Here is a 22,580-nt window from a genome sequence, read left to right as displayed (position 1 = left end):
ATGTTGCATAGCCGTATCCGGAGATCGCGGACCAAATTTGACACCAATCTGGTGGGATGGTCTGACTGACACAAGCGCTGCAACCCTGTCGGGAATGGTGCTGCAAAATACCGGGAAACGAAACAAGCGAGGCTCCATTGCGCAAAATCAGGATCGGCTCAGGCGCCGGCTATTCCGGTGACCGCATCGAGCCCGCGGTCGAACTCGCCGAGAAGGGCGACATCCAGTATCTCGTCTTCGAATGCCTGGGTGAGCGCACGGTGGCGTTGGCGCAGCAGGCGCGGATGAAAAATCCCGACAGCGGTTTTGACCCCCTGCTTGAAGAACGCATGCGTGCGGTGCTGCCGATCTGCGCCAGCAAGGGCATCAAGATCGTCACCAATATGGGCGCCGCCAATCCCGAAGCCGCGGCGCGAAAGACGGCGGAGATCGCGAAAGCGATGGGCCTGCCGAAACTGAAGATCGCCGCCATCGTCGGCGACGATGTGCTGGATGCCTGCAAAGGCAGCGATCTGCCGGTGCTGGAATTCGACAGCACCATGCGCGGGCTCGGCAACAAGGTTCTCTCCGCCAATGCCTATCTCGGCGCCGAGCCGATGGCGGCCGCATTGAGGGACGGCGCGGATGTCGTCATCACCGGCCGCGCCTCCGATCCCGCTCTGTTTCTCGCACCGATGATCCATGCCTTCGGCTGGTCGATGTCGGACTGGAATCTGCTCGGGCAGGGCATCGTGGTCGGCCATCTCCTGGAATGCGCGGGCCAGATCACCGGTGGATACTTTGCCGATCCCGGCTTCAAGGATGTGGAGGGCCTCGCTCGGCTTGGCTTCCCCATCGGTGAAGTCAGCGAGGACGGCACGCTGGTCGTCACCAAGGTCGATGGCTCCGGCGGCGAAGTGTCGGCGCGCACCTGCAAGGAGCAGTTGCTCTATGAGGTGCACGATCCCAAGCGCTATCTGCAGCCCGATGTGGTCGCGGATTTCTCGCAGGTGACCATCGAGGAGATAGGCCGCGACCGTGTCCGCGTCACCGGCGGGCAGGGTACGCCGCGGCCGGACACGCTGAAAGTCTCTGTCGGCTATGTCGACTCCTATATCGGCGAGGGCCAGATGTCCTATGCCGGCTCCAATGCCGTGGCGCGCGGGCGTCTCGCGCTCGACATCGTGCGCGAGCGCCTGAAGCTCACCGGCGTCGTCACATCGGAGACGCGCTTCGATCTCATTGGCGTGGACTCACTGCATGGTGAGACCCTCGGCGCGCGATCGGAGCCCTATGAAGTCCGCGTCCGCGTCACCGGTCGCACCGATAGCTTGCGTGAAGCCGTGCGCATCGGCAACGAGGTCGAGACGCTCTACACCAACGGCCCCGCTGGCGGTGGCGGCGCCACCAAGTCGGCGCGCGATGTCGTCGCCGTCGCATCCGTGTTGTTGCCGCGTGAACAGGCGACCCCATCCGTCCGTTTCGTGGAGGCCTGAGCAGATGCGTCACACCACGCGTGTCATCCCCGCGCAGGCGGGGATCCATTACCTCCGAGGTTTGCCGCGAAGCGCTGTCACTGCCGTCGTGCTTCTTATAATTCGACAGCGTGTATGGATCCCCGCCTACGCGGGGACGACGATGGAGAGCGGGTCATGAAGCTGCGCGATATCGCTCATTCCCGCACCGGGGACAAAGGCAACATCTCCAACATCTCGGTAATTGCCTTTGACGCAAAGCTATATCCGTTGTTAGTATCGCAGGTGACCGCCGCGCGCGTGAAGGACATGTTCAAGGACATCGTCCAGGGCGAGGTGGTCCGCTACGAACTGCCCAATATTTCCGCACTGAATTTCGTGATGGATCAGGCACTTGGTGGCGGGGTCACGCGATCCCTGGCGCTCGATGCGCATGGCAAGTCGCTCAGCTCCGCGCTGCTCGATCTGGAAATCGAGGGCGGTATCGGCGATACCGACGAGGCGCCGTGATTGATCCGGTCACGGCCTGACCAAGCTACTGGACAGGAACCGTGACCATGTTTGCTCCCACGCTCGCCAGCCTCGCCGCCGATCTTGCCGCCGGCCGCACTACTTCCCGCAAATTGGTCGAGGACTGCCTCGCCAAAATCGCCGATCCCAAGGGCGAGGGGCAGCGCGTCTACATCCATGTGGACAAGGATGCTGCGCTCGCCGCTGCCGACGCCATGGACGCGCTGCGCAAGGCGAAAGCCGCGCCGTCGCGCTTTGCCGGCATTCCGATCTCGATCAAGGACCTGTTCGACATCAAGGGCCAGGTCACCCGCGCCGGCTCGCGCGCGCTCGATGACTCTGCACCGGCTGACAGCGATGCGCCCGCGGTGGCGCGTCTGCGCGCGGCCGGCTTCATTCTGATCGGCCGCACCAACATGGTCGAATTCGCCTATTCCGGCATTGGCACCAATCCGCATTACGGCACGCCCAAGGGCGCCTGGCAGCGCGAGGTCGGCCATGTGCCGGGCGGCTCGTCCTCAGGCGCCGGCGTCTCCGTGCTCGACGGCATGGCCCATGCCGCGCTCGGCACTGATACCGGCGGCTCCTGCCGCATTCCCGCGGCGTTCAACGGCATCGTCGGCTACAAGCCGACCCAGCGCCGCGTGCCGCTCGACGGCGCCGTGCCGCTGTCCTTCACGCTCGACAGCATCGGCCCGCTGGCGCGCAGCGTCGCCTGCTGCGCGGCGATGGATGCGGTGCTTGCCGGCGAGCCGGACTTCGAACTTACCCCGCGCGCCATCAAGGGCATGCGGCTCGCGATCCCGACCACGATCGCGATGGACGAACTCGATCCGATCGTCGCGGAAGTGTTCGAGCGCACGATAAAACTGCTCACCGAGAAAGGCGCGCTGATCGAGCGTATCGAAGTCACGGCCTTCAACGATATCCCGTTGATGAGCAGCAAGGGCGGCTTCACTGCGGCCGAGAGCTTTGCCTGGCATCGCGAGCTGCTGACGGCCAAGGGCGATGTCTACGATCCCCGCGTCTCGGTCCGCATTGCCCGCGGCGAGGCGATGACCGCCGCCGACTATATCGATCTGCTGCCGATGCGCCGCTCGCTGATCGCGCGCGTCGAAGCCACCATCGCGCCTTACGACGCGCTGGTGATGCCGACCTGCGCCATCGCGCCGCCGTCGATCGCCGACATGGCCGACGACAAGGTGTTTGCCAAGAAGAACCTGATGGCGCTGCGCAACTGCACGCTGATCAACATGATCGACGGCTGCGCCATCTCGCTGCCGATCTCGCGCAAGAACGAAGCCCCGGTCGGCCTGATGCTGGCCGCCGCCGGTGGCAACGACCGCAGGATCTTCGAACTCGCCGCGGGGATGGAGGCAGTCATTAGCGGCTGAGACTCTTTCTTCACCTCTCCCCACCGGGGAGAGGTCGCCGCGTCTTCGCGGCGGGAGAGGGGAGCCACAAGCGACGTCGCTCGCGGCGCCCCCTCTCCCTGACCCTCTCCCCGCAAGCGGGGCGAGGGGACACAACGGCCGGTGCCAGATTTCTCGAGAGGACACTACTTATGACCACCATTGCACTCACGCTCGACGCCAAGGGCGCGCAGACCCCGCTCACCGTCACGCTCACCCAGGGCGTCATCGCCGGCTGGACCGGCCGCGATCCGGTCGCGCGCGATCATCACATCAAGGAGCTGCAGGCGCTCGGCATCGCGCCGCCGGCAACGACGCCGATCTATTATCGCTGCGCGGCGCGCCGCTTCACCACCGATGGCATGATCGAATGCACCGACATCAATTCGTCGGGCGAGGTCGAATTCTGCCTGATTGCCTCCGGCGGCAAGGTCTATGTCGGCGTCGGCTCCGATCACACCGATCGCCAGGTCGAGACCTACAACATCACCGTGTCGAAGCAGATGTGCGACAAGCCCATCGCGCCGGTGGTGTGGGAGCTGTCCGAACTTCTCCCGCATTGGGACCAGATCATCCTGCGCTCCTGGGCGACCATCAAGGGCGAGAAGGTGCTGTATCAGGAAGGCACGCTGAGCGGCATGCTGCCGGTCGCCGAGCTCATCAAGAAGGGTTTTGGCGGCGATACGCTACCCGACGGCACCGCCATGTTCGGCGGCACCTTTGCGGCCAAGGGCGGCATCCGCCCGGCCGACCGCTTCGACTATGAGATCGAAGACCCCGTGCTGAAGCGCAAGATCAGCCACGGCTATGACGTGAAGACCTTGCCGGTGGTGGGATAATGCGATTGTAGCCTGCATGGAGCGCAGCGAAATGCAGGGACCGGCGGCACGTTGAAACGCCGGTCCCCGGATTGCGCTGCGCTCCATCCGGGCTACGAATCCCGGAAATCGGGTGGCGCCGTCGCCGCCATTCCCCACAATGCAGCCCCAACTGCCGATGATCGGCGCATATCCGGAGCGGCTGCATCATGCCATCTGCAACTCTCGCCAAACGCCCCGCATCCGATCCGCGCCTCGATGCCATCGACTGGCAGCGCATCGGTGCCGATCTCGACGCACAGGGCTGCGCCGTCTTCGACAAGCTCCTCAGTCCCGCCGAATGCCGCGTGCTCGCTGCGCTGTATCCCGATGACACCAGCTTCCGCAGCCGCATCGTGATGGCGCGGCATGGCTTTGGTCGCGGTGAGTACAAGTATTTCAACTATCCGCTGCCCGATCCCATCGCGGTGCTGCGGCCGGCGCTCTATGGCCCCCTCAGCGCCATCGCCAATCGCTGGAACGCGACCATGGGCATCGATGTCAGCTTTCCCGGCGACCACGCCGCCTTCCTCAAGCGCTGCCATGAGGCCGGCCAGACGCGCCCGACGCCGCTGCTGCTGCAATATGAGGCCGGCGACTTCAACTGCCTGCATCAGGATCTCTATGGCGAGCATGTCTTCCCGCTGCAGGTCGCGATCCTGCTGTCGCAGCCGGGCAGGGATTTCACCGGCGGCGAATTCGTGCTCACCGAACAGCGCCCGCGGATGCAGTCGCGCGCCGAGGTGGTGTCGCTGCAGCAGGGCGATGCGGTGGTGTTCGCCGTGCATCATCGCCCGGTTGCCGGCGCCCGCGGTTCCTATCGCGTCAACCTGCGCCACGGCGTCAGCCGTGTTAAGAGTGGCCGGCGCCATACGCTCGGCGTGATTTTTCACGATGCAAAGTAGTTGAATGACGGACCTCTTCGCCGCCACCACCGATGCCCAGCCTTCGCGCGAACAGCTCGGCGAGGGCGCTGTGCTGTTGCGCAACTGTGTCGGCCATGACGAAGCGGCGCTGCTGGCCGATCTCCGCGCCATCATCAAGGCCGCGCCGTTCCGTCATCTGGTCACGCCGGGCGGTCACACCATGTCGGTGGCGATGACGAATTGCGGTCGCGTCGGCTGGGTGTCCGATAGCAGCGGCTATCGCTACGATCCCGTCGATCCCGACAGCGGCCAGACCTGGCCTTCGATGCCGCCCTCGCTGCGCAGCCTGGCGGCACGCGCCGCTGCGGAAGGAGGCTACAAGGGCTTCACCCCCGATGCCTGCCTGATCAATCGCTACAAGCCCGGCGCCAAACTCTCGCTGCATCAGGACAAGGACGAGCTCGATCTCGGCGCGCCCATCGTCTCGGTCTCGCTCGGTTTGCCCGCCACATTCCTGTTCGGTGGCCTCACGCGCAATGTGGCCCAGAGGCGCTATCGCCTGACCCATGGCGATGTGGTCGTCTGGGGCGGCCCGTCGCGGCTCGCCTATCACGGCGTCGCCCCGCTGCCGGCGGGGGAGCATGCGGTGATGGGCGCCCAGCGCATCAATCTCACCTTCAGGAAGACCCGTTGATATCCGAGGCTTGAACGCTTTCCTTCGCCGCCGCGACCATTCTATGGTCGCACGGGGTGAGGGGATCATGAGCGAACAGGAACGAACCGAAATATCGGGTGCGGCCAGCACGAATGCGGGTGCATGGCTTGGCGTGCTGCAACTGGTCTTCACCCTCGGCTGGGTCACCTATGTGATCTATCTGCCGAAGCTCGCTGCCGATGTCGGTATCGCGCCGGTGGTGGTGATCTATATCCTGATGCTCGATCAGGCGATCTTCACCATCACCGATACGCTGATGGGCGTGATGGCCGACAAGGTCGCGCGCTTGGTCGGGCGCCTCGGGCTGATCGTCGGCATCATCACTGCCGTCTCGTGCGCATGCTTCGTCGCGTTGCCTTTCGTGGCTGGCGCCGGGCCGAAGGCGCAGGTCGCGCTCATCGTGCTGATCGTGATCTGGTCGGTGACGTCTTCGGCCTTGCGTGCGCCGCCGCTGACGCTGCTCGGGAAATATGCAGCGCGTCCTTCGCGGCCGATGCTCGCCGCGCTGGCGATGCTGGGTTATGGCCTCGCCGGAGCCGTCGCGCCGTATATGGGGGCGTCGCTGCGCGGTGTCGATCCGCGCGTGCCTTTCGTCATAGCCGGCGTCACGCTGCTGCTGGTGACGCTGGCGCTGTCCCGCGTCGAGCGTGGTCTGGTGCAGGTCAGCGCGCGCACGACACCCGCGCTGCCCGTGCAGGACAAGGCGCTCGGCCGCATTCCGCTGCTGTTCATCGCTGCCATGGTGATCCTCGCGCTCGGCTTCCAGTTGCATGTCAGCATCAACAGCGTGCCGTTGTTCCGCCGGTTCGCGCAGCCGGCGGATCTGCAATGGCTGCTGCCGGTGTTCTGGATCGGCTTCAACATTGCGATGTTTCCGGCCAGCACGGTGGTCAAGCGGTTCGGCGGCATCGTGGTGCTCGGCGCTGCCGCGCTAGTCGGTGCCGTCGCCGTGGTGGCGGCAGAGCTCGCGCCCACGCTCCATGTGCTGGTCGCTGCGCAATTCGTCGCTGGCGCCGCATGGGGCTGCATGATGATGAGTGCCGTCACGGCGGCGATGGCGATCGGCGAAACCGGTGCCGAAGGCAAGGTCGTCGGTCTCGTGTTCTCGGCGCTCGCGCTGGCGACCTTCGCGCGCATGGGCGCAATCGCCGGCGGTCTGCCCGGCATGCCCGATTATGCGCTGCTGCTCGGATGGCTGCCGGTGATCTGCTGGGGGATCGCCGGTGCCATATTGCTGATGTTGTTCGCACGCCGGAATTCGGTTTAATCGCGCGATTAAAATCTGCTGGCCAAGGCCATCCGCCATGTTACGCTTTCCTCAATAACAACCAGACTGAGGAAACGACCAATGACCCGAACGGGCATCCTGGCTGCCGCTCTTTTCGCATGCCTCAATGGCTCCGCACTTGCCGAGCCGATCACCAAACCACTCTCCATCGCCGTGCTGAACGACAAGAGCTCCGTGTTCTCCGATGCCGGCGGCACCGGCAGCGTGGTCGCAGCACAGCTCGCCATCGACGATGTCGGCGGCAAGGTGCGCGGCCAGCCGGTGAAACTGCTCGGGCCCGATCACCAGAACAAGACCGATATCGGGATCTCGCTGGCGCGCGATCTCTATGACCAGCAGAAGGTGGATGCGATCTTCGACATCGGCAATTCCGCCATTTCGCTCGGTGTGCAGAATCTCGCCCGCGAGCGCGGCAAGGTCCTGGTGCATGTGGGCTCCGCCACGGCCGATGTGTTCGGCAAGCAATGCGCGCCCACGGCTGCCATGTGGCTTTACGATACGTATTCGCTCGCGCAAGGCATCGCCAAGGCGGTGGTGAAGGATGGCGGCGATACCTGGTTCTTCATCACGGCGGACTACGCCTTCGGCATCGCCATGCAGGCGGAAGTCGCCAAGGTCGTGGAAGGCGCCGGCGGCAAGGTGCTGGGTTCGGTGAAGCACCCGGTCGGCACCATGGATTTCTCATCCTTCCTGCTGCAGGCGCAAGGCTCCGGCGCCAAGGTCATCGCATTGGCCAATGCGTCGGGCGACACCGTCACCAATATCAAGCAGGCGCGCGAATTCCAGATCGGCGAAGGCAAGCAGAAGCTGGCCGTTTTGATCTTCTATCTCACTTCGGTGAAGGCGCTGGGCTCGGAGGCGACCCAGGGCGTGCAGTATCTCGAAGGCTATTACTGGGACAATGACGATGCGAGCCGCGACTTCGGAAAGCGCTTCATGGCCAAGCACGGCAAGATGCCCACGCATGCGCAGGCCGGCGTCTATAGCGCCGTGAAGCACTATCTCCGCGCCGCCGAAGCCGCGGGCGACAATGACGGCCTCACGGTGATGCGCAAGATGAAGGAAATGCCGGTGGACGATTTCTTCGCGCCCGGCGCCAAGCTGCGTGAGGACGGCCGCCTGATGAACGACATGCTGCTGGCGGAAGTGAAGAAGCCGTCGGAAGTGAAGGGCGAGTGGGACCTGCTCAAGATCAAGGGCAAGGTGAAAGCCGCTGATATCATGCGCCCGATCAGCGAAGGCGGCTGCACCCAGCTCGATCCGCCGGTGAAGTAGGAGACGTCATTGCGAGGAGCGGAGCGACGAAGCAATCCAGTTCTTTCTTCACTTGGTTCCTGGATTGCTTCGCTTCGCTCGCAATGACGGCGAAGGCTACACCTTCTTCGGATGAATGAACGCCCATGGGCTCACTTCGGAGTCCCGCGGCACATCCACCGCGATGAGATACGGCCCGCCATCCGCCAGCGCCTTTTCCAGCGCGGGCTTGAACTCCGCCGGTGACTTCACTCGCGCAGCGCCCACGCCGAACGACTCCGCGAGCTTCACGAAATCCGGATTGACCAGATCCGCGGCCACCACGCGGCCGTCGAACACATTGAGCTGGTCGCGGCGCACATTGCCATAGGCGTTGTTGTCGAACACCAGCACGACAACGCCGATCTTGAACTGCACCGCCGTCGCCAGCTCCTGCACGGCGAACATAAAACCGCCATCGCCGGTGATCGCCACCACCGGCCGGTCCGGATGCGCGACCTTGGCGCCGAGTGCTGTGGGAAAGCCGGAGCCGAGCGTGCCCTGATAGCCCGAGGTGATGAAGGTGCGCGGCTGATAGACGGGGAAGCCGTACCAGGAGGTGAAGCCGACCTGCGACAGCTCGTCGGTGACGATGGCATTGTCCGGCAGCACGTCGCGCAGGATGGCGAGATAGTCCATCTGCGGCTGGACCACCTGGATATCCTTCGCTGCCTTGGCCGATGCCGCGCGGATCGCATCGCGGCGGCCGGATGTCTTCGTATAGCCCAGCTTGCTCACCGCAGCAGCCAGCGCGCGCGTGCCTTCGGCGGCATCGGCAATCACAGGCGCATCGACGGCGAGGCGCCGGAATTCGACGGGATCGATATCGATGCGAACAGACTTCAGCCCGTCCGGCCTGAACGGCCAGCGGAACGTGGCCGGCAATTCCATCCGCGAGCCGATGCCGATCATGAGGTCGGTCTGCGGCCATAGATTATACGCAGCCGCCATGGTCAGGCCGAGCTCATGCGCATTGCTGACAATGCCGCGGCCGGAGCGGAATGCGACCACGGGTGCATCGATCATCTCGGCGAGTTCAAGGATTTCTGCGCCGGCATCCATCGCGCCCGCGCCGACAAAGATCATCGGCGCCTTCGCCGCCTTGATCAGCGCCGCCGCCGCCTTGATCCGATCGGGATCGGGCGCGGGTGCCTTGAACGGCGCGAGCGTGGCCGCGTCGGCCGTCTCGGCCTTCTGCGTGAACACATCCCACGGCATTTCCAGCGCCACGGGGCCGCGGCGGCCGGACATCATCTCCTGAAATCCGCGCGCGACTTTGGTCGGCGCATCCGCGGGATATTCGATCCGCTCGGCCCATTTGACGAATGAGCGCAGCGTCGTGAGCTGGTCCGGCATCTCATGCAGATGGCCGCGGCCACGGCCGAGATAATCTGATGGCACCTGCCCGGTGAGGCACATCACCGGCTCGTTGCAGCCGAAGGCCGTCAGCATCGCAGCACTGGCATTGAGGATGCCGGGGCCGGGCACCACGCTGAACACGCCGGGCTTGCCCGAAGCGCGCGCATAGCCGAAGGCCATATAGCCGCAAGCCTGCTCATGCCGCGCGCCGATCACATTCAGCTTGGCCTGATGGAAGGCATCGAACAGCCCATAGACCTGTGCACCGGGCAGGCCGAACACGGTGTCGATCCCGTGAGCCCTAAGCCCGCTGACAATGGCTTCGCCGCCTGTTTGTTGAGTCATGATGATTTCCTGCGTCTCTTGCTTCACCTCTCCCCACCGGGGAGAGGTCGCCGCGTCTTCGCGGCGGGTGAGGGGCTTTCACAAATGACGTCGCTTGCGGCGCCCCCTCACCCCAACCCTCTCCCCGGCGGGGAGAGGGGGCGCACCTGCGCTTGCGGTAAATGATCATTCATCCACCACGCCATTGCGCAACGTGCCGATGCCGTCCGCTTTGATCTCGATCACATCGCCGGGCACAAGATAGCGCGGTGGATCGAAGCGCGCACCGGCACCGGTCGGCGTGCCCGTGACGATGACGTCGCCCGGCACCAGCGTCGTGAAGGTCGAGATATAGCTCAGCAGATAACGAAAGCCGAACATCAGCCGCGAGGTGCGATCGTCCTGTCGCAATTCGCCATTCACATGCGTGGTGAGGCGGATATCGGCGATCTGGCTCTCGTCGGCATAAGGCACGATCCACGGGCCGAGGCTGCCGGTGGAGTCGAAATTCTTGCCCTGCGTCACGTTGAACTTGGCATGCCGCACCCAGTCGCGGATCGTGCCCTCATTGCACAGCGTCAGCGCCGCGATATGATCCAGCGCATCGCGCTCAGTGATATGTCGGCCGGCCTTGCCGATCACCAGCACCACTTCGCCTTCATAATCGAGCTGCTTTGAGGCCTTCGGGCGCACCAGCGGCATGCCGTCGCCGACAAAGGAACGCGGTGTGCGCATGAACATCGACGGGAATTTCGGTGCGTCCTGACCATCCTTGTATTCGGCATTGCGATCCGGATAGTTCACGCCGATGCAGATGATCTTTTCCGGCGCCGGGATCGGCGGCTGCAGGGCGACATCGTTCAGTGCGAAATCCGCCGGCTGGTTGGCGGCCGCATCGATCAGGCGCTGCAGAGCTTGATGTTCGATCGCCTCGCGCAGCGTCGGATAGTCGCCGCCATAGCGTGCGGAGAGATCGACGATGCCATCATCGGTGACGGCGCCGTATTTCAGGGCGCCGTTGATGGTGAAGGTGGCGAGGCGGGCGGTCATCGATCATTCTCCATCACTGCAATGACGCTTTGCTTGTCCCTCCCCAAGCCGCGCAGCGGCGCAGTGGGGAGGGTGGATCGATGCGAGCGTCCAGCGAGCATCGAGACGGGTGGGGTGTTTCCGCAAACGCTGATGTCACGTGGGGATAGACCCCACCCGGCGCTACGCGCCACCCTCCCCACTGCGCACGGCTTTGCCGTGCTTGGGGGAGGGATGCCACTGGCCTGGTGCCCATCCCATCAGTCCGCAATCGTCACATCCGCCACGAACAGCGGCTCCCGCACCGCCTGCTCATTGAACGCCGAGCCCTGTTCGAACCATGAGCGCGGTGCCGGCGCGCCCCAGAGCGTTTGCCGGCGCGGGTCCTTCAGCGACCAGCGCAGCGGTTCGTGGTCGCTGTCCATGGTCTGGTAGTCGCAGGTGTAGAGTTCGAGGCGATGTCCGTCGGGATCGCGCACATAGAGAAAGAACGCGTTGGAAATGCCGTGTCGTCCGGGGCCGCGTTCGAGATTGGCGAGATAACCGCTTGAGGCCATGACGTCGCAGAGATGCACGATGTTCATCGCCGTCGGTACCCAATAGGCGAAATGATGCAGGCGCGGTCCCTTGCCATTGGTGAAAGCGAGATCGTGGACATTGCCCTTGCGATGCATCCAGGCGGCGGCAATGCGGCCGGCGTCACCATCTTCCTCGGCATATTCGGTCAGCCGAAAGCCGAGCCGGGCATAGAAGTCGATGGTGTCCTGCAATTCGGCGGCGAAGACGTTGAAGTGATCGAGCCGCTGCGGATGGCATCCCTTGTAGAGATCGAAGCGCCGCAGCAGATGCGGGCGCTTCTCCATGGAAGCGCAGAGTTCAAGCTGGAAGCCGAACGGATCGGTGGCCTGCAGCGTGCGGCCCTGGAACGGGCGCGCGACGAAAGAATAGGTGATGCCATTGGCAGCAAAGAAGGCGCCGGCCTTGTCGAGGTCATCCTCGCTGGCCACGCGAAAACCAAGGCGGTGGCATCCGGCGATCGCAGCCTTGCGCAGCACCAGCGAGTGATGCTGATGCTCCTCGACCGCGCGCAGATAGACGGTGTCGCTGTCGGCGTCCTCCACATGAAGCCCGACAATATCTTCATAGAATTTACGGCTTGCTGCGAGATCGGTGACATCCAGCACCACATGGCTGGCGCGCAGGATGTTGAAGGGCGGATCGAAGACATGAATGGGCGCGGGCATGGACGTTTCCCTTTCCGTCATTGCGAGGAGCGAAGCGACGAAGCAATCCAGTTCTTTCTCGCTTGCGGCTCTGGATTGCTTCGCTCCGCTCGCAATGACGGCTGATAGAGTGGCTAGATCCCCAGTTTCTGAATCTTGTGCGTCCCCTTCGCCAGCGAGACGTGTTTCGTCTCCATGTAGAAGTCGAACGAATAGTCGCCGCCGTCGCGCCCGATGCCCGACGCCTTCATGCCGCCGAATGGCGTCGGCAGATGGCGGACATTTTCCGAGTTGAGCCAGATCATGCCGGCCTCCAGCGCATCTGCGACGCGCAGCGCGCGGCCCATCTCCGCGGTCCACACATAGCCGGTGAGGCCATACTGGACGTCATTGGCGATCGCGATAGCCTCCGCTTCATCCTTAAACGGGATCACCGTCAGGAACGGCCCGAATACTTCTTCCTGGGCCACGCGCATGCCGGGCTTGGCATCGATCACCAGCGTCGGCTGCACATAGTGTCCGCCGCCCGGGCCATCATGCGCCTTGCCGCCCACGGCGATGGTGGCGCCGTCCTTGCGCGCCACATCGAAATAGCTGCAGACCTTGGCATGATGCCGTTCATGGATCAGCGGGCCCACTTCGGTTGCGGGATCGAGCGGGTGGCCGATCTTCAGTGCTTTCACGCGGGCGACAAGCTTCTCGATGAACTTGTCCGCGACACTGCTCTGGATCAGTAGCCTGCTCGATGACGTGCAGCGCTCGCCGTTCAGCGAATAGATCATGAAGACGACGGCATCGAGCGCGCGGTCGAGATCGGCATCGTCGAACACGATCACCGGGTTCTTGCCGCCGAGTTCGAAATGCACGCGTTTCAAGGTCTTTGCGCCTTGCGCCATGATGGCGGAGCCCGTGGCGCTCTCGCCGACAAAGGCGATGGCCTTGATGGCGGGATGCTCGGTCAGCGCCTTGCCGGCTTCCTCGCCGATGCCATGCACGGTGTTGAGCACGCCATCGGGCAGGCCCGCTTCCTTCGCGAGCTTCGCCAAAAGATCTGCCGTGATCGGCGACCACTCCGCCGGCTTGTGCACCACCGTGCAGCCTGCCGCGAGCGCGGGCGCGATCTTCCAGGTGGAGAGCATGAAGGGCGTATTCCACGGCGTGATCACGCCGACAGGGCCGATCGGCACGCGTGTCGAGATATTCCAGTGCTCTTCCGCCGGTGTGTTCAGCCCGTCGCGCGCTTCGACGCAGCGATCCGCATAGAAGCGGAAATTCTCGGCGCCGCGCACCGCCGCCTTGGACATGAAGCGCCAGGCCTGGCCGGTGTCGATACATTCCAGCGTCGCGATATCGTCCGCATGGTCCTCGATGGCATCGGCGATCCCGTGCAGCAATTTGCGCCGCGCGGCCGGTGCCAGGTCGCGCCATGCCTTGAACGCGTCATGTGCGGCCTTCGCCGCCTTGTCGATATCCTCTTTCGTTCCGCGCGCGGCGGTCGCGAGAAGGGCGCCGTCGATCGGCGAGGTGGTCTCAAAGGTTTCGCCGGATGACGCGGCGACGACCTCGCCATTGATGCGATGGCCGATGCCGTCGGCGCGCAGCGCCTTCAGCAGTGGCGCGGCGCGTTCATGATTGGCTTTGAGGACAGCGGCGGGATCGGCAGGGGACTTAGCCATTGGCGGCCTCGGGTTTCAGCATGTCGTGGATGTTGTTGCGCTTCCAGCTCGTCGCGGGATCGTTGATCTGGATGTCGAGCGAGAGCGCGAATTTGCTGCCGGCCAGAAATGCCGGATCGAAGAAGGTGGAGACCGCATCGAAAATATGCGCGCCGGCCTTCTGGCGTGCCTCCAGCGAGCGGCCTTCGCCGATCCGCAGCAGGATATCGACGAAGCCGGCATCGGGCAGGCCGTCGGCGATGGCGTAATGCTCGCAGCGGATGGCGCGGACGCGGATGCCGCCGAGCGGGAAGATGCCGGTCTCCACCGCCGCCTTGCGCACCACTTCGCACAAGGCGCCGATATCCGCGGCGGTACCGACATTGGCCGAATATTCGATGCTGAAATGCGGCATGTTTCGTCCCTGACCGGAGCCGTCTTGCGCGCGGCTTCCGGCCAAACACTTAACATGTTAAGTGATCGCGATCAAACGGCGTGAGATGAATTTCCATTGTGCGTCGCACGCGCCGGAACACGAGGCTGCCATGACATCTCCCACCAAATCGCGTGCGCCCGCCAAGATCCCGATGCGTGATTTTTCGCAATCGCTGCCGATGTCGCTGCTGCGGGCGCGGGAAGGCGTGATGCGCCACTTCCGTCCATCGCTGCGGGCGCATTTTCTCACCGAGCAGCAATGGCGCATCCTGCGTGCGCTGGCGGCATCCGGCGAGATCGAGGTGACGGAACTGGCGCGTGTGGCGTTCCTGCTCGGCCCCAGCCTGTCGCGCATCCTGCGCGACCTCGAGGAGCGCAAACTGATTGCGCGGCATCTCCTGAAATCTGATTTGCGCCGCAACATCGTCTCCATCACCGCAAAGGGGGTGAAGCTCATCGAAACCGTCGCGCCCAGCTCCGAAGCGATCTACGGCGAGATGACGAAGCGCTTTGGCGCGCGAAAACTCGCCGAATTGCAGGCGATGCTGCATGAACTGGAGGCGTGCCTGCAGGCGATGCCGAGCGACGGCGGCGACGAGGCCGATATCTCCTCTGCATAATTTTGCAGCAAAGTCGTTTCTGCAGTGCTGCCATGAATGAGCTGCGATGAATTCATCGTACGAATTTCACAGTCACTGTAGACAGGCATCGAAATTTTCGCTCAACTCCACGTCGTCACAATCGAAGAAGGCTGGCGATCAAGTCCGGCCTCTTAGGGAGGATTTGATGACGCTGACCCGACGTGGATTCACGGCCGGCATTGCCGCCGGTTTGGCTGCTCCTTACATTATCGGACATGCGCGCGCCCAAGGTGGCGGAACGATCAAGATCGGCATGTGCGCGCCGATCACGGGCCCCGCGGCCGAAGCCGGCAAATATGCCACCGGCGGCGCCAAGCTCGCGGTCGAGGCCATCAACAAGGCTGGCGGTATTCTCGGCAAGCAGATCGAACTGATCATCGAGGACGACCAGACCACCAATCCAGGCATCGTGCTGGCGTTCTCGAAGCTCGCCGCCAATCCCGAGATCGTGGGCTTCCTCGGCTCGATCCGCTCCACGCAGGTCCATGCAATGGCGCCGGATGTCATGAAGCTCGGCAAGCCGGTGATGTTCGGCGGCACCGATCCGAATCTGACAAAACTCGGCAATCCCTGGCTGTTCCGCTTCCGCCCCAATGACAGCTATTCCGGCCGCGTCATCGCCGAATATGGCGTGAAGACACTCGGCAAGAAGAAGTGGGCCGTGCTGCATTCCACCGATGCCTTCGGCACCGCCGGTGGCAAGGCGCTGACCGAAGCACTCGGGCCATTGGGCGCCACCGTGGCGATCGATCAGGGCTATGCCAATCAGAGCCAGGATTTCACGCCCGTCGTGCTGGCGATCAAGCAGTCCGGAGCCGACATCCTCGGCTCGTACTTCACCTTCGAAAACGATCTCGGCATCTTCGCCCGCCAGCTGCGCCAGCTCGGCGTCAACATTCCGTGGGTCGGCTCGCCCTCCATCGTCAATGTCACCGCGCTCAAGCTCGCAGGGCCGGCGCTGTACGGCACTTATGGTGTGGCCGACTATGCGGAAGAATCGTCGGATGCGTCCAAGGCCTTCGGCAAGACCTATCGCGATGCCTTCAAGGTCGCGCCGGACAATCAGAGCTCCTGGCCGTTCGACGCGATCAACGTGCTGGCACTGGCGATCAAGAATGCCGGCTCCACCGATCCGCAGAAGATCCGCGAGGCGATTCTGGCCATCAAGAAATATCCGGGCGCCGAGGGGGAATACAATTTCGACAAGAACGGCGACGGTCTGCACGGCTACAACATCGTGAAAAACGACAAGGGCAACATCGTCTTCGACAAGCACATCGAGTTCGATAACTGACGGCTTCGTCGTCATCCCGGGGCACGCGCGTCTTTGCGCGTGAACCCGAGATCCCGAAATGTTTCGCGCCTGCCTCTCACCCGTCATTGCGAGCCCCGAGGATTGGCGAAGCCAATTCTTCGGGCGAAGCAATCCAGAAGCAACAAGCGCGGAAAGAACTGGATTGCTTCGTCGCTACGCTCCTCGCAATGACGATCGTGAAAGTCTGAAATGGATCTCGTCCTCCAACTCCTCTTCACCGGCATCGGCATCGGTTCGGTCTATGCGCTGGTGGCGCTCGGCTTCGTGCTGATTTTTCGCGCGACAAACGTCGTGAATTTCGCGCAAGGCGAATTCTCCATGGTGGCCGCCTATCTGATGGTGGTCTGCGCCGTCGATCTGTCGCTGCCTTACTGGCTGTCCTTCATCATCGCGCTGGCCGGCATGGCGGTGATCGGCGTCATCTTCAATCTCGGCGTCTATTATCCGCTGCGGCATCGCACCTATCTGCCGGTGATCATCGCCACCATCGGCGCGTCGATCCTGATGGCCAATGGCGTGCTGGCGCTGTATGGCCCGCAGCCGCAGGTACTGCAGGGCTGGTTCGATACGCCCGGCATCCAGCTCGGCCCGGTCTATCTCGACAACCAGTATCTGCTCATCATTGCGGTCACGCTGGCGCTCGTGGTGTTCAACTGGTGGTTCTTCGAACACACCATGATCGGCAAAAAGCTGCAGGCGACGTCGCAGGACAAGGAGATGGCCTCGCTGCTCGGCATCTCCGTCTCCACCATGATCATGATCACCTTCATCTATTCCGCGGTGCTCGGCGGTCTCGCCGGCATCCTCGTCGCACCCATCCTGTTCGTGTCGATCCAGATGGGCGCCACCATCGCGCTGAAGGCGTTTGCCGCCACCATCATCGGCGGCTTCGGTGACGTGGCCGGCGCCATCATCGGCGGCATCGCGCTCGGCATCATCGAGACGTTTGGCGCCGCTTATATCTCCGTTCCCTACAAGGACGGCTTCGCCTTCCTGGTGCTGGTGCTGTTCCTGATCTTCCGTCCGCAGGGCATCTTTGGCGAACGCGTCGCGGAGAAAGCATGAGCACCACCGAAAATATCCAGTCGGTCGCCGATATCGCGCGCCCGAAGCCGCTGCTGATCCGTCACGCACCATATTTCATCGCGGCCGCCATCGTCGTCTTCCTCGCGGCGTCGATGCGGTTCGACGGCTACATTCTCAACATCCTGATGCAGGCGACGACCTTTGCCATTGCCGTATTCGGCCTGTCCGTCGTGCTCGGCCTGTGCGGCCAGATCAATCTGGCGCAGGCCGCGTTCTTCGGTTTCGGCGCCTATGCGGTCGGCCTCGGCACCACGGACTATCAGCTCAATTACTGGCTCTGCCTGTTCGGCGGCTGCGCCATGGCGCTGGCGGCCGGCGCTTTGCTCGGCCTGTCCACGTTGCGGCTCGGCGGGCATTACCTCGCCATGGTGACGATCTCGTTCCAGCAGATCATCACGCTGATCATGATCAACGCCATCTGGCTCACCAAGGGTCCGGACGGCGTGTCGAAGATCGGCCGTCCGTCGATCTTCATGTCGTCGCAGGCCTATCTCGCCTTCTGCGTCGCGGTGCTCGCCATCGTCGGCTATCTCGTTTGGCATCTGCCCGATACCAGGCTCGGCCGCGCCATGCGCGCGGTGCGCGACAATGAGTTGGCAGCCGGCGTCGCTGGCATCGATGTGTTCCGCACCAAGATCTACGCCTTTGCCATCTGCGCGCTGCTTGGCGGTCTCGGCGGCGGGTTGTTCGCAGGCGGCTTTGCCTATATCTCGCCGGATCAGTTCTCCTTCGCCGAATCCATCGTGTTCCTGACGATGTCGCTGCTCGGCGGCGTGGCGTCGCCGATCGGTTCGGCCATCGGCACGGGTTTGCTCATCCTGATCCCGGAATGGCTGCGCTTCCTCAAGAGCGTGCCCGGCCTCTATCTCGCCATCTACGGCCTGTCGGTGATCCTGATCATCCGTTTCATGCCCGATGGCATCTGGGGATGGGTCAGCATGGCCTATGATCGCCTGCGTCCGCCGAAGAAGGTGATGCCATCGACCGCGCCGCTCGTCCTCAAGCCCGCGGCGACCGGCGACGAGATGGTGTTGCGTGTCTCCAGCCTGTCGAAGCATTTCGGTGGCCTCAAGGCTGTCGATGAAGTCGACATCGCCGTGCATCGTGGCAGCGTGCATGCGCTGATCGGCCCGAACGGCTCCGGCAAGACCACCACGCTCAACGTGTTGTCGGGCCTGTATGAGGCGACATCCGGCAAGGTCATGCTCGATGGCACCGATGTCACCACCATGCCGCCGCATCTGCGCACGGCCGCGGGGCTTGGCCGCACGTTCCAGAACATCCGCCTGTTCCGCTCCATGACGGCGCTGGAAAACGTCATCATCGGCGCCGAGCGGCCGGGCAATACGCTGATCGGCAAGGGCGATCATGCAGCCCTCACCGAACGCGCGCTGGCGGCGCTGACCTTTGTGGGCCTCGGCTCGCGCGCCAATGAGCTGATCTCCAGCTTCTCCTACGGCCATCAGCGCCTGATCGAGATCGCGCGCGCGCTCGCCGGCAATCCGACCCTGCTGCTGCTCGACGAGCCCGCGGCCGGTCTGAACTCGTCGGAGAAGATCGAACTGCACGAGCTGCTCAAGCGCATCGCCGCGCAGGGGCTGACCATCCTGATCATCGATCACGACATGACGCTGGTGTCGGAAGCTGCCCAGCACATCACCGTGCTCAATTTCGGACGCCGCATCGCGGACGGCGAGTCGATGGCCGTGCTGCGCCATCCCGATGTCGTCTCTGCCTATCTGGGAACTGCGTGATGGCGCTGCTCGAAATCAAGGACCTCCACGTCCGCTATGGCGAGATAGTCGCCCTTCAAGGCATCAGCTGCAAGGTCGAGGAAGGGCAGGTGGTCACATTGCTCGGCGCCAATGGCGCCGGCAAGTCGACCACGCTGCGCGCCATTTCCGGTCTGGCCAAACCCAGCGAGGGCGACATCCTGTTCGATGGCAAGTCCATCGCCGGCCTCGGCCCGGAGGCCATCGTGCGCCTCGGCATTTCGCATGTGCCGGAGGGCAGGCGGGTGTTTCCCGGCCTGACGGTGAAAGAGAACATCATGCTCGGCGGCTCCAACCGCAAGGCGAGCAAGGCCGATCTCGCGCGCGAGGCGGATGCCATGTTCGATCTCTTCCCGGACATCCGCAAATTCACCGATGCGCTCGGCTGGACGCTGTCCGGCGGACAGTTGCAGATGGTGGCGGTTGCGCGCGGATTGATGGCCAAGCCGCGGCTGCTGCTGCTGGACGAGCCCTCGCTCGGCCTCGCCCCCGTCATCGTGCAGGCGGTTTTCCGCATCATCACGGAGATCCGGCAATCCACCACGGTCTTGCTTGTGGAGCAAAATGCGCGCATGGGACTTTCTGTCGCCGATCATGGCTACGTGCTGGAAACCGGCCGTATCGTGCTCGACGGCAAACCGGAGGATCTCTGGGCCAACGAGGCCATTGCAGCCGCCTATCTCGGCGGTCACGGCAAGCCCGCCGCGGGCTTGCCCGCGCATTAGGCCTCAACGCCCAACAACAAGGACGAATGTCCCGCCATGGTTACAGTTCAAGTCGACAAACTGATCGCCTTCGTCGCTGATGTGTTCGAGCATGCGTCTTCCACCAAGGAGGAAGCCAAGCGCATCGCCACCTATCTCACCACGGCGAACCTCACCGGCCATGACAGCCACGGCGTCATCCGCGTGCCCGTCTATATCCGCTGGCGCAATAACGGGATGATCATCCCGAACCAGACCATCGAGATCCCCGTCGATACGCCGTCCCTCGCTGTCGTCGATGGCCGCTTCGGCTATGGCCAGACCGTCGGCCCGCAGGCCGTGCAACTCGGCATCGACAAGTGCAAGGCGGCGGGCCTGTCCGCGGTCGCCACCAAGAATTCCGGTCACATCGGCCGCATCGGCGACTGGGCCGAAATGGCTGCGGCAGAAGGTCTCGTCTCCATCCATTTCGTCACGGCTGCGGGCTCCGTTCTCGTCGCGCCTTATGGCGGCGTCGAGCGTCGCCTTTCCACGGCACCATACTGCGTGGGCATTCCGCGCGCCGGCGGCCCGCCGGTGGTGCTCGATTTCGCGACCTCGGTGGTGGCTGAAGGCAAGGTCCTGGTCGCCTCGCGCGGCGGCAAGAAGCTGCCCAAGGGCGCGCTGATCGCACCGAATGGCGATCTCAGTGAAGACCCGTTCCTGCTTTACGGTCCCAATGTGGATGGCACCCGCGATCATTCCAAGGGTACCGGTGCCATCCGTGCCTTCGGCGATCACAAGGGGTCTGGTCTGGCGCTGATCTGCGAATTGCTCGGTGGCGCGCTCACCGGCAACGGCGCCACCAAGCATGGCCGCCCGTTCGCCAATGGCATGTTCTCGATCTATGTTGACCCGAAGAAGATCGACCCCGCCAATTTCTTCGATGGCGAAGTCGCGCGCTATGTGGATTTCTTCAAGAGCGCCAAGCCGGCCGCCGGCGTCGATGCCGTGATGATCCCCGGCGACAACGAGGCGAAGACCCGCGCCGACCGCACGGCGAACGGCGTGCCGCTGCCGGACGAGACCTGGGCGGCCATCGTGCAGACCGCGCGCGATGTCGGTGTCAGCGAAGAGGCCGTCAAGCACGCGACATCGTAAGCCAAATACTCAACCGTCATGCCCGGGCTTGTCCCGGGCATCCACGTCTTTACTATCAGCAGCCGAAAAGGCGTGGATGGCCGGGACAAGCCCGGCCATGACGTCTCAATAGAAGCGGAGGAAATACCAATGGCAAACAAGGTCAAGGAAATCTGGGCAAAGGGCGGCGCCGTCGTCAATGCGTGGCTGGCGATCCCGTCGGGCTTCTCCGCCGAGGTGATGGCGCAGTGCGGCTTCGACAGCGTCACCGTCGATATCCAGCACGGCGTGCAGGACTATCAGTCCATGGTCACCTGCTTCCAGGCCATGAACGGCCATGACGTGACGCCAATGGTGCGCGTGCCATGGAACGAGCCCGGCATTATCGGCAAGGTGCTCGATGGCGGCGCCTATGGCGTGATCTGCCCGATGGTCAACACCAAGCAGGAAGCCGAGAACTTCGTCCAGTACTGCAAGTATCCGCCGCGCGGCACCCGCTCCAACGGTCCGATCCGCGCCGGCATGTATGGCGCCGGCGGCACCTATCAGGACACGGCGAATGCCGAGACGCTGTGCATCCCGATGCTGGAGACCAAGACCGCCGTCGACAATATGGAAGCCATCCTCGATGTCGAAGGCATCGCCGGCGTCTATATCGGCCCCAGCGATCTCGGCTTCTCCTATGGCCTCGTGCCGAAGCTCGACCGTGAAGAGCCGGAGATCCTCAAGATCTACGACAAGCTCATCAAGGAATGCGACAAGCGCGGTATCGCGCCGGGCATCCACTGCTCGGGCCCGGTCGGCGCCGCCAAGAACATCGCCATGGGCTTCAAGCTGGTGACGCTGCTCAATGACAGCGGCATCCTCGCCACTGGCGCGAAGAACTGGGTCGCCGAGACCCGCAAGAACTCCGGCGGCAAGGCGTAAGGCTCGTTCCTGTAGGGTGGGCAAAGCGTCAGCGTGCCCACCTTGACCATCCGTGCATGGGATGGTGGGCACGTCGCTACGCGCCTTTGCCCACCCTACGAACCCGTGCCAATTCATGACATCATGATGTCCACGAAACCGTGATCCATGCGACATCATGGTGCGCGGATTGTAACTGTATTGCAGATCGACAGCCCGGATCGGTCGTGATACCTCGGCTTCATTGTCGAATGAGGCTCTCGTGACGTTTTTCGCCCGCATGTCCCGCTCTCGCATCCTGCGCCTTCCGCGCCGGGCGCTGGTGGCGTTCGTGCTGGCGACTTACCTCATCACCGGCGCCATGCATGGCCTGTGCGGCCTAGATGTCACCAACGCGTCGGTCGAAACGATCATGTCGATCGCCGACCGGGGCATCGGCCATTCCGACATGGGAACCGTCGCCGACAATCACTGCCACGGCTGCTTCTCCATGACGGCGGAACCGCTGGTCTTCACGACCAAGCCGGTGTCGCTCAAGACCCGCGCGCTGGTGTTTCACGATGACCAACGCCGCGAATGGCCTGGTGCCATCGATCCACGTCCCCCAAATTCCTGAC

Annotated in this window: 21 protein-coding genes; 16 read left to right on the top strand and 5 right to left on the bottom strand. The window is 63.5% G+C overall.

What is annotated here, in order from left to right:
- Window positions 1-137 precede the first annotated feature (137 nt).
- The 8 genes from RPMA_RS20460 to RPMA_RS20425 all read left to right on the top strand — a co-directional run bounded on the left by RPMA_RS20460 (window position 138) and on the right by RPMA_RS20425 (window position 8,377).
- Window positions 138-1,475 (top strand): acyclic terpene utilization AtuA family protein, encoded by a 1,338-nt coding sequence (locus RPMA_RS20460; protein WP_211909501.1) that lies wholly within the window; start codon window positions 138-140, stop codon window positions 1,473-1,475.
- Between the two features lie 156 nt (window positions 1,476-1,631).
- The gene (locus RPMA_RS20455) at window positions 1,632-1,964 is read left to right on the top strand and encodes an AtuA-related protein (RefSeq protein ID WP_211909500.1); all 333 of its coding nucleotides are present in this window, start codon (window positions 1,632-1,634) and stop codon (window positions 1,962-1,964) included.
- Window positions 1,965-2,011: 47 nt separating this feature from the next.
- A complete protein-coding gene (locus tag RPMA_RS20450) occupies window positions 2,012-3,358 on the top strand; it encodes an amidase (protein ID WP_211913752.1) in 1,347 nt (448 codons plus the stop codon).
- 170 nt (window positions 3,359-3,528) lie between these two features.
- On the top strand, window positions 3,529-4,215 hold the full coding sequence (locus tag RPMA_RS20445; RefSeq protein ID WP_211909499.1) for a DUF2848 domain-containing protein: 687 nt from the start codon (window positions 3,529-3,531) through the stop codon (window positions 4,213-4,215).
- 188 nt (window positions 4,216-4,403) lie between these two features.
- Window positions 4,404-5,138 (top strand): 2OG-Fe(II) oxygenase, encoded by a 735-nt coding sequence (locus RPMA_RS20440; RefSeq protein ID WP_211909498.1) that lies wholly within the window; start codon window positions 4,404-4,406, stop codon window positions 5,136-5,138.
- Between the two features lie 4 nt (window positions 5,139-5,142).
- The gene (gene alkB, locus RPMA_RS20435; RefSeq protein ID WP_211909497.1) at window positions 5,143-5,793 is read left to right on the top strand and encodes a DNA oxidative demethylase AlkB; all 651 of its coding nucleotides are present in this window, start codon (window positions 5,143-5,145) and stop codon (window positions 5,791-5,793) included.
- 67 nt (window positions 5,794-5,860) lie between these two features.
- Window positions 5,861-7,081, top strand: coding sequence for an MFS transporter (locus RPMA_RS20430; RefSeq protein ID WP_211909496.1), 1,221 nt, complete (start codon window positions 5,861-5,863; stop codon window positions 7,079-7,081).
- Window positions 7,082-7,162: 81 nt separating this feature from the next.
- A complete protein-coding gene (locus RPMA_RS20425) occupies window positions 7,163-8,377 on the top strand; it encodes an ABC transporter substrate-binding protein (protein WP_211909495.1) in 1,215 nt (404 codons plus the stop codon).
- A 96-nt stretch (window positions 8,378-8,473) separates the two neighbouring features.
- Here RPMA_RS20425 and RPMA_RS20420 read toward each other — a convergent pair whose 3' ends face one another.
- The 5 genes from RPMA_RS20420 to RPMA_RS20400 form a co-directional block, all read right to left on the bottom strand.
- Entirely contained in the window at window positions 8,474-10,099 is a 1,626-nt protein-coding gene (locus RPMA_RS20420) for a thiamine pyrophosphate-dependent enzyme (protein ID WP_211909494.1), read from the bottom strand.
- Window positions 10,100-10,264: 165 nt separating this feature from the next.
- Window positions 10,265-11,128 (bottom strand): fumarylacetoacetate hydrolase family protein, encoded by an 864-nt coding sequence (locus RPMA_RS20415; protein ID WP_211909493.1) that lies wholly within the window; start codon window positions 11,126-11,128, stop codon window positions 10,265-10,267.
- 239 nt (window positions 11,129-11,367) lie between these two features.
- A complete protein-coding gene (hpaD, locus tag RPMA_RS20410; protein WP_211909492.1) occupies window positions 11,368-12,351 on the bottom strand; it encodes a 3,4-dihydroxyphenylacetate 2,3-dioxygenase in 984 nt (327 codons plus the stop codon).
- Between the two features lie 113 nt (window positions 12,352-12,464).
- The gene (hpaE, locus tag RPMA_RS20405) at window positions 12,465-14,006 is read right to left on the bottom strand and encodes a 5-carboxymethyl-2-hydroxymuconate semialdehyde dehydrogenase (RefSeq protein WP_211909491.1); all 1,542 of its coding nucleotides are present in this window, start codon (window positions 14,004-14,006) and stop codon (window positions 12,465-12,467) included.
- Window positions 13,999-14,400, bottom strand: coding sequence for a 5-carboxymethyl-2-hydroxymuconate Delta-isomerase (locus tag RPMA_RS20400; RefSeq protein WP_211909490.1), 402 nt, complete (start codon window positions 14,398-14,400; stop codon window positions 13,999-14,001). The genes hpaE and RPMA_RS20400 overlap by 8 nt, the downstream gene beginning before the upstream one ends.
- A gap of 130 nt (window positions 14,401-14,530) precedes the next feature.
- Here RPMA_RS20400 and hpaR point away from each other — a divergent pair, with 130 nt between their 5' ends.
- The 8 genes from hpaR (at window position 14,531) to RPMA_RS20360 (ending at window position 22,579) form a co-directional block, all read left to right on the top strand.
- Window positions 14,531-15,040: a homoprotocatechuate degradation operon regulator HpaR gene (hpaR, locus tag RPMA_RS20395; RefSeq protein WP_249225317.1), complete on the top strand. Its 510-nt coding sequence runs from the start codon at window positions 14,531-14,533 to the stop codon at window positions 15,038-15,040.
- Window positions 15,041-15,206: 166 nt separating this feature from the next.
- The gene (locus RPMA_RS20390) at window positions 15,207-16,355 is read left to right on the top strand and encodes an ABC transporter substrate-binding protein (RefSeq protein WP_211909489.1); all 1,149 of its coding nucleotides are present in this window, start codon (window positions 15,207-15,209) and stop codon (window positions 16,353-16,355) included.
- A 210-nt stretch (window positions 16,356-16,565) separates the two neighbouring features.
- Window positions 16,566-17,441: a branched-chain amino acid ABC transporter permease gene (locus tag RPMA_RS20385; protein WP_211909488.1), complete on the top strand. Its 876-nt coding sequence runs from the start codon at window positions 16,566-16,568 to the stop codon at window positions 17,439-17,441.
- Window positions 17,438-19,216, top strand: a complete 1,779-nt coding sequence (locus tag RPMA_RS20380; RefSeq protein ID WP_211909487.1) for a branched-chain amino acid ABC transporter ATP-binding protein/permease — start codon at window positions 17,438-17,440, stop codon at window positions 19,214-19,216. The genes RPMA_RS20385 and RPMA_RS20380 overlap by 4 nt, the downstream gene beginning before the upstream one ends.
- Window positions 19,216-19,959: an ABC transporter ATP-binding protein gene (locus RPMA_RS20375; RefSeq protein ID WP_211909486.1), complete on the top strand. Its 744-nt coding sequence runs from the start codon at window positions 19,216-19,218 to the stop codon at window positions 19,957-19,959. The genes RPMA_RS20380 and RPMA_RS20375 overlap by 1 nt, the downstream gene beginning before the upstream one ends.
- 36 nt (window positions 19,960-19,995) lie before the next feature.
- The gene (locus tag RPMA_RS20370; protein WP_211909485.1) at window positions 19,996-21,078 is read left to right on the top strand and encodes a malate/lactate/ureidoglycolate dehydrogenase; all 1,083 of its coding nucleotides are present in this window, start codon (window positions 19,996-19,998) and stop codon (window positions 21,076-21,078) included.
- 129 nt (window positions 21,079-21,207) lie between these two features.
- Window positions 21,208-21,984, top strand: coding sequence for an HpcH/HpaI aldolase family protein (locus RPMA_RS20365; protein ID WP_211909484.1), 777 nt, complete (start codon window positions 21,208-21,210; stop codon window positions 21,982-21,984).
- Between the two features lie 241 nt (window positions 21,985-22,225).
- Window positions 22,226-22,579, top strand: a complete 354-nt coding sequence (locus RPMA_RS20360; RefSeq protein ID WP_211909483.1) for a hypothetical protein — start codon at window positions 22,226-22,228, stop codon at window positions 22,577-22,579.
- Window position 22,580 lies beyond the last annotated feature (1 nt).

It is taken from the genome of Tardiphaga alba, from assembly GCF_018279705.1.
GTDB classification, from domain to species: domain Bacteria; phylum Pseudomonadota; class Alphaproteobacteria; order Rhizobiales; family Xanthobacteraceae; genus Tardiphaga; species Tardiphaga alba.
The sequence above is the reverse complement of the archived record's forward strand: the minus strand, read 5'-3'. Positions and strand labels throughout refer to the sequence as shown.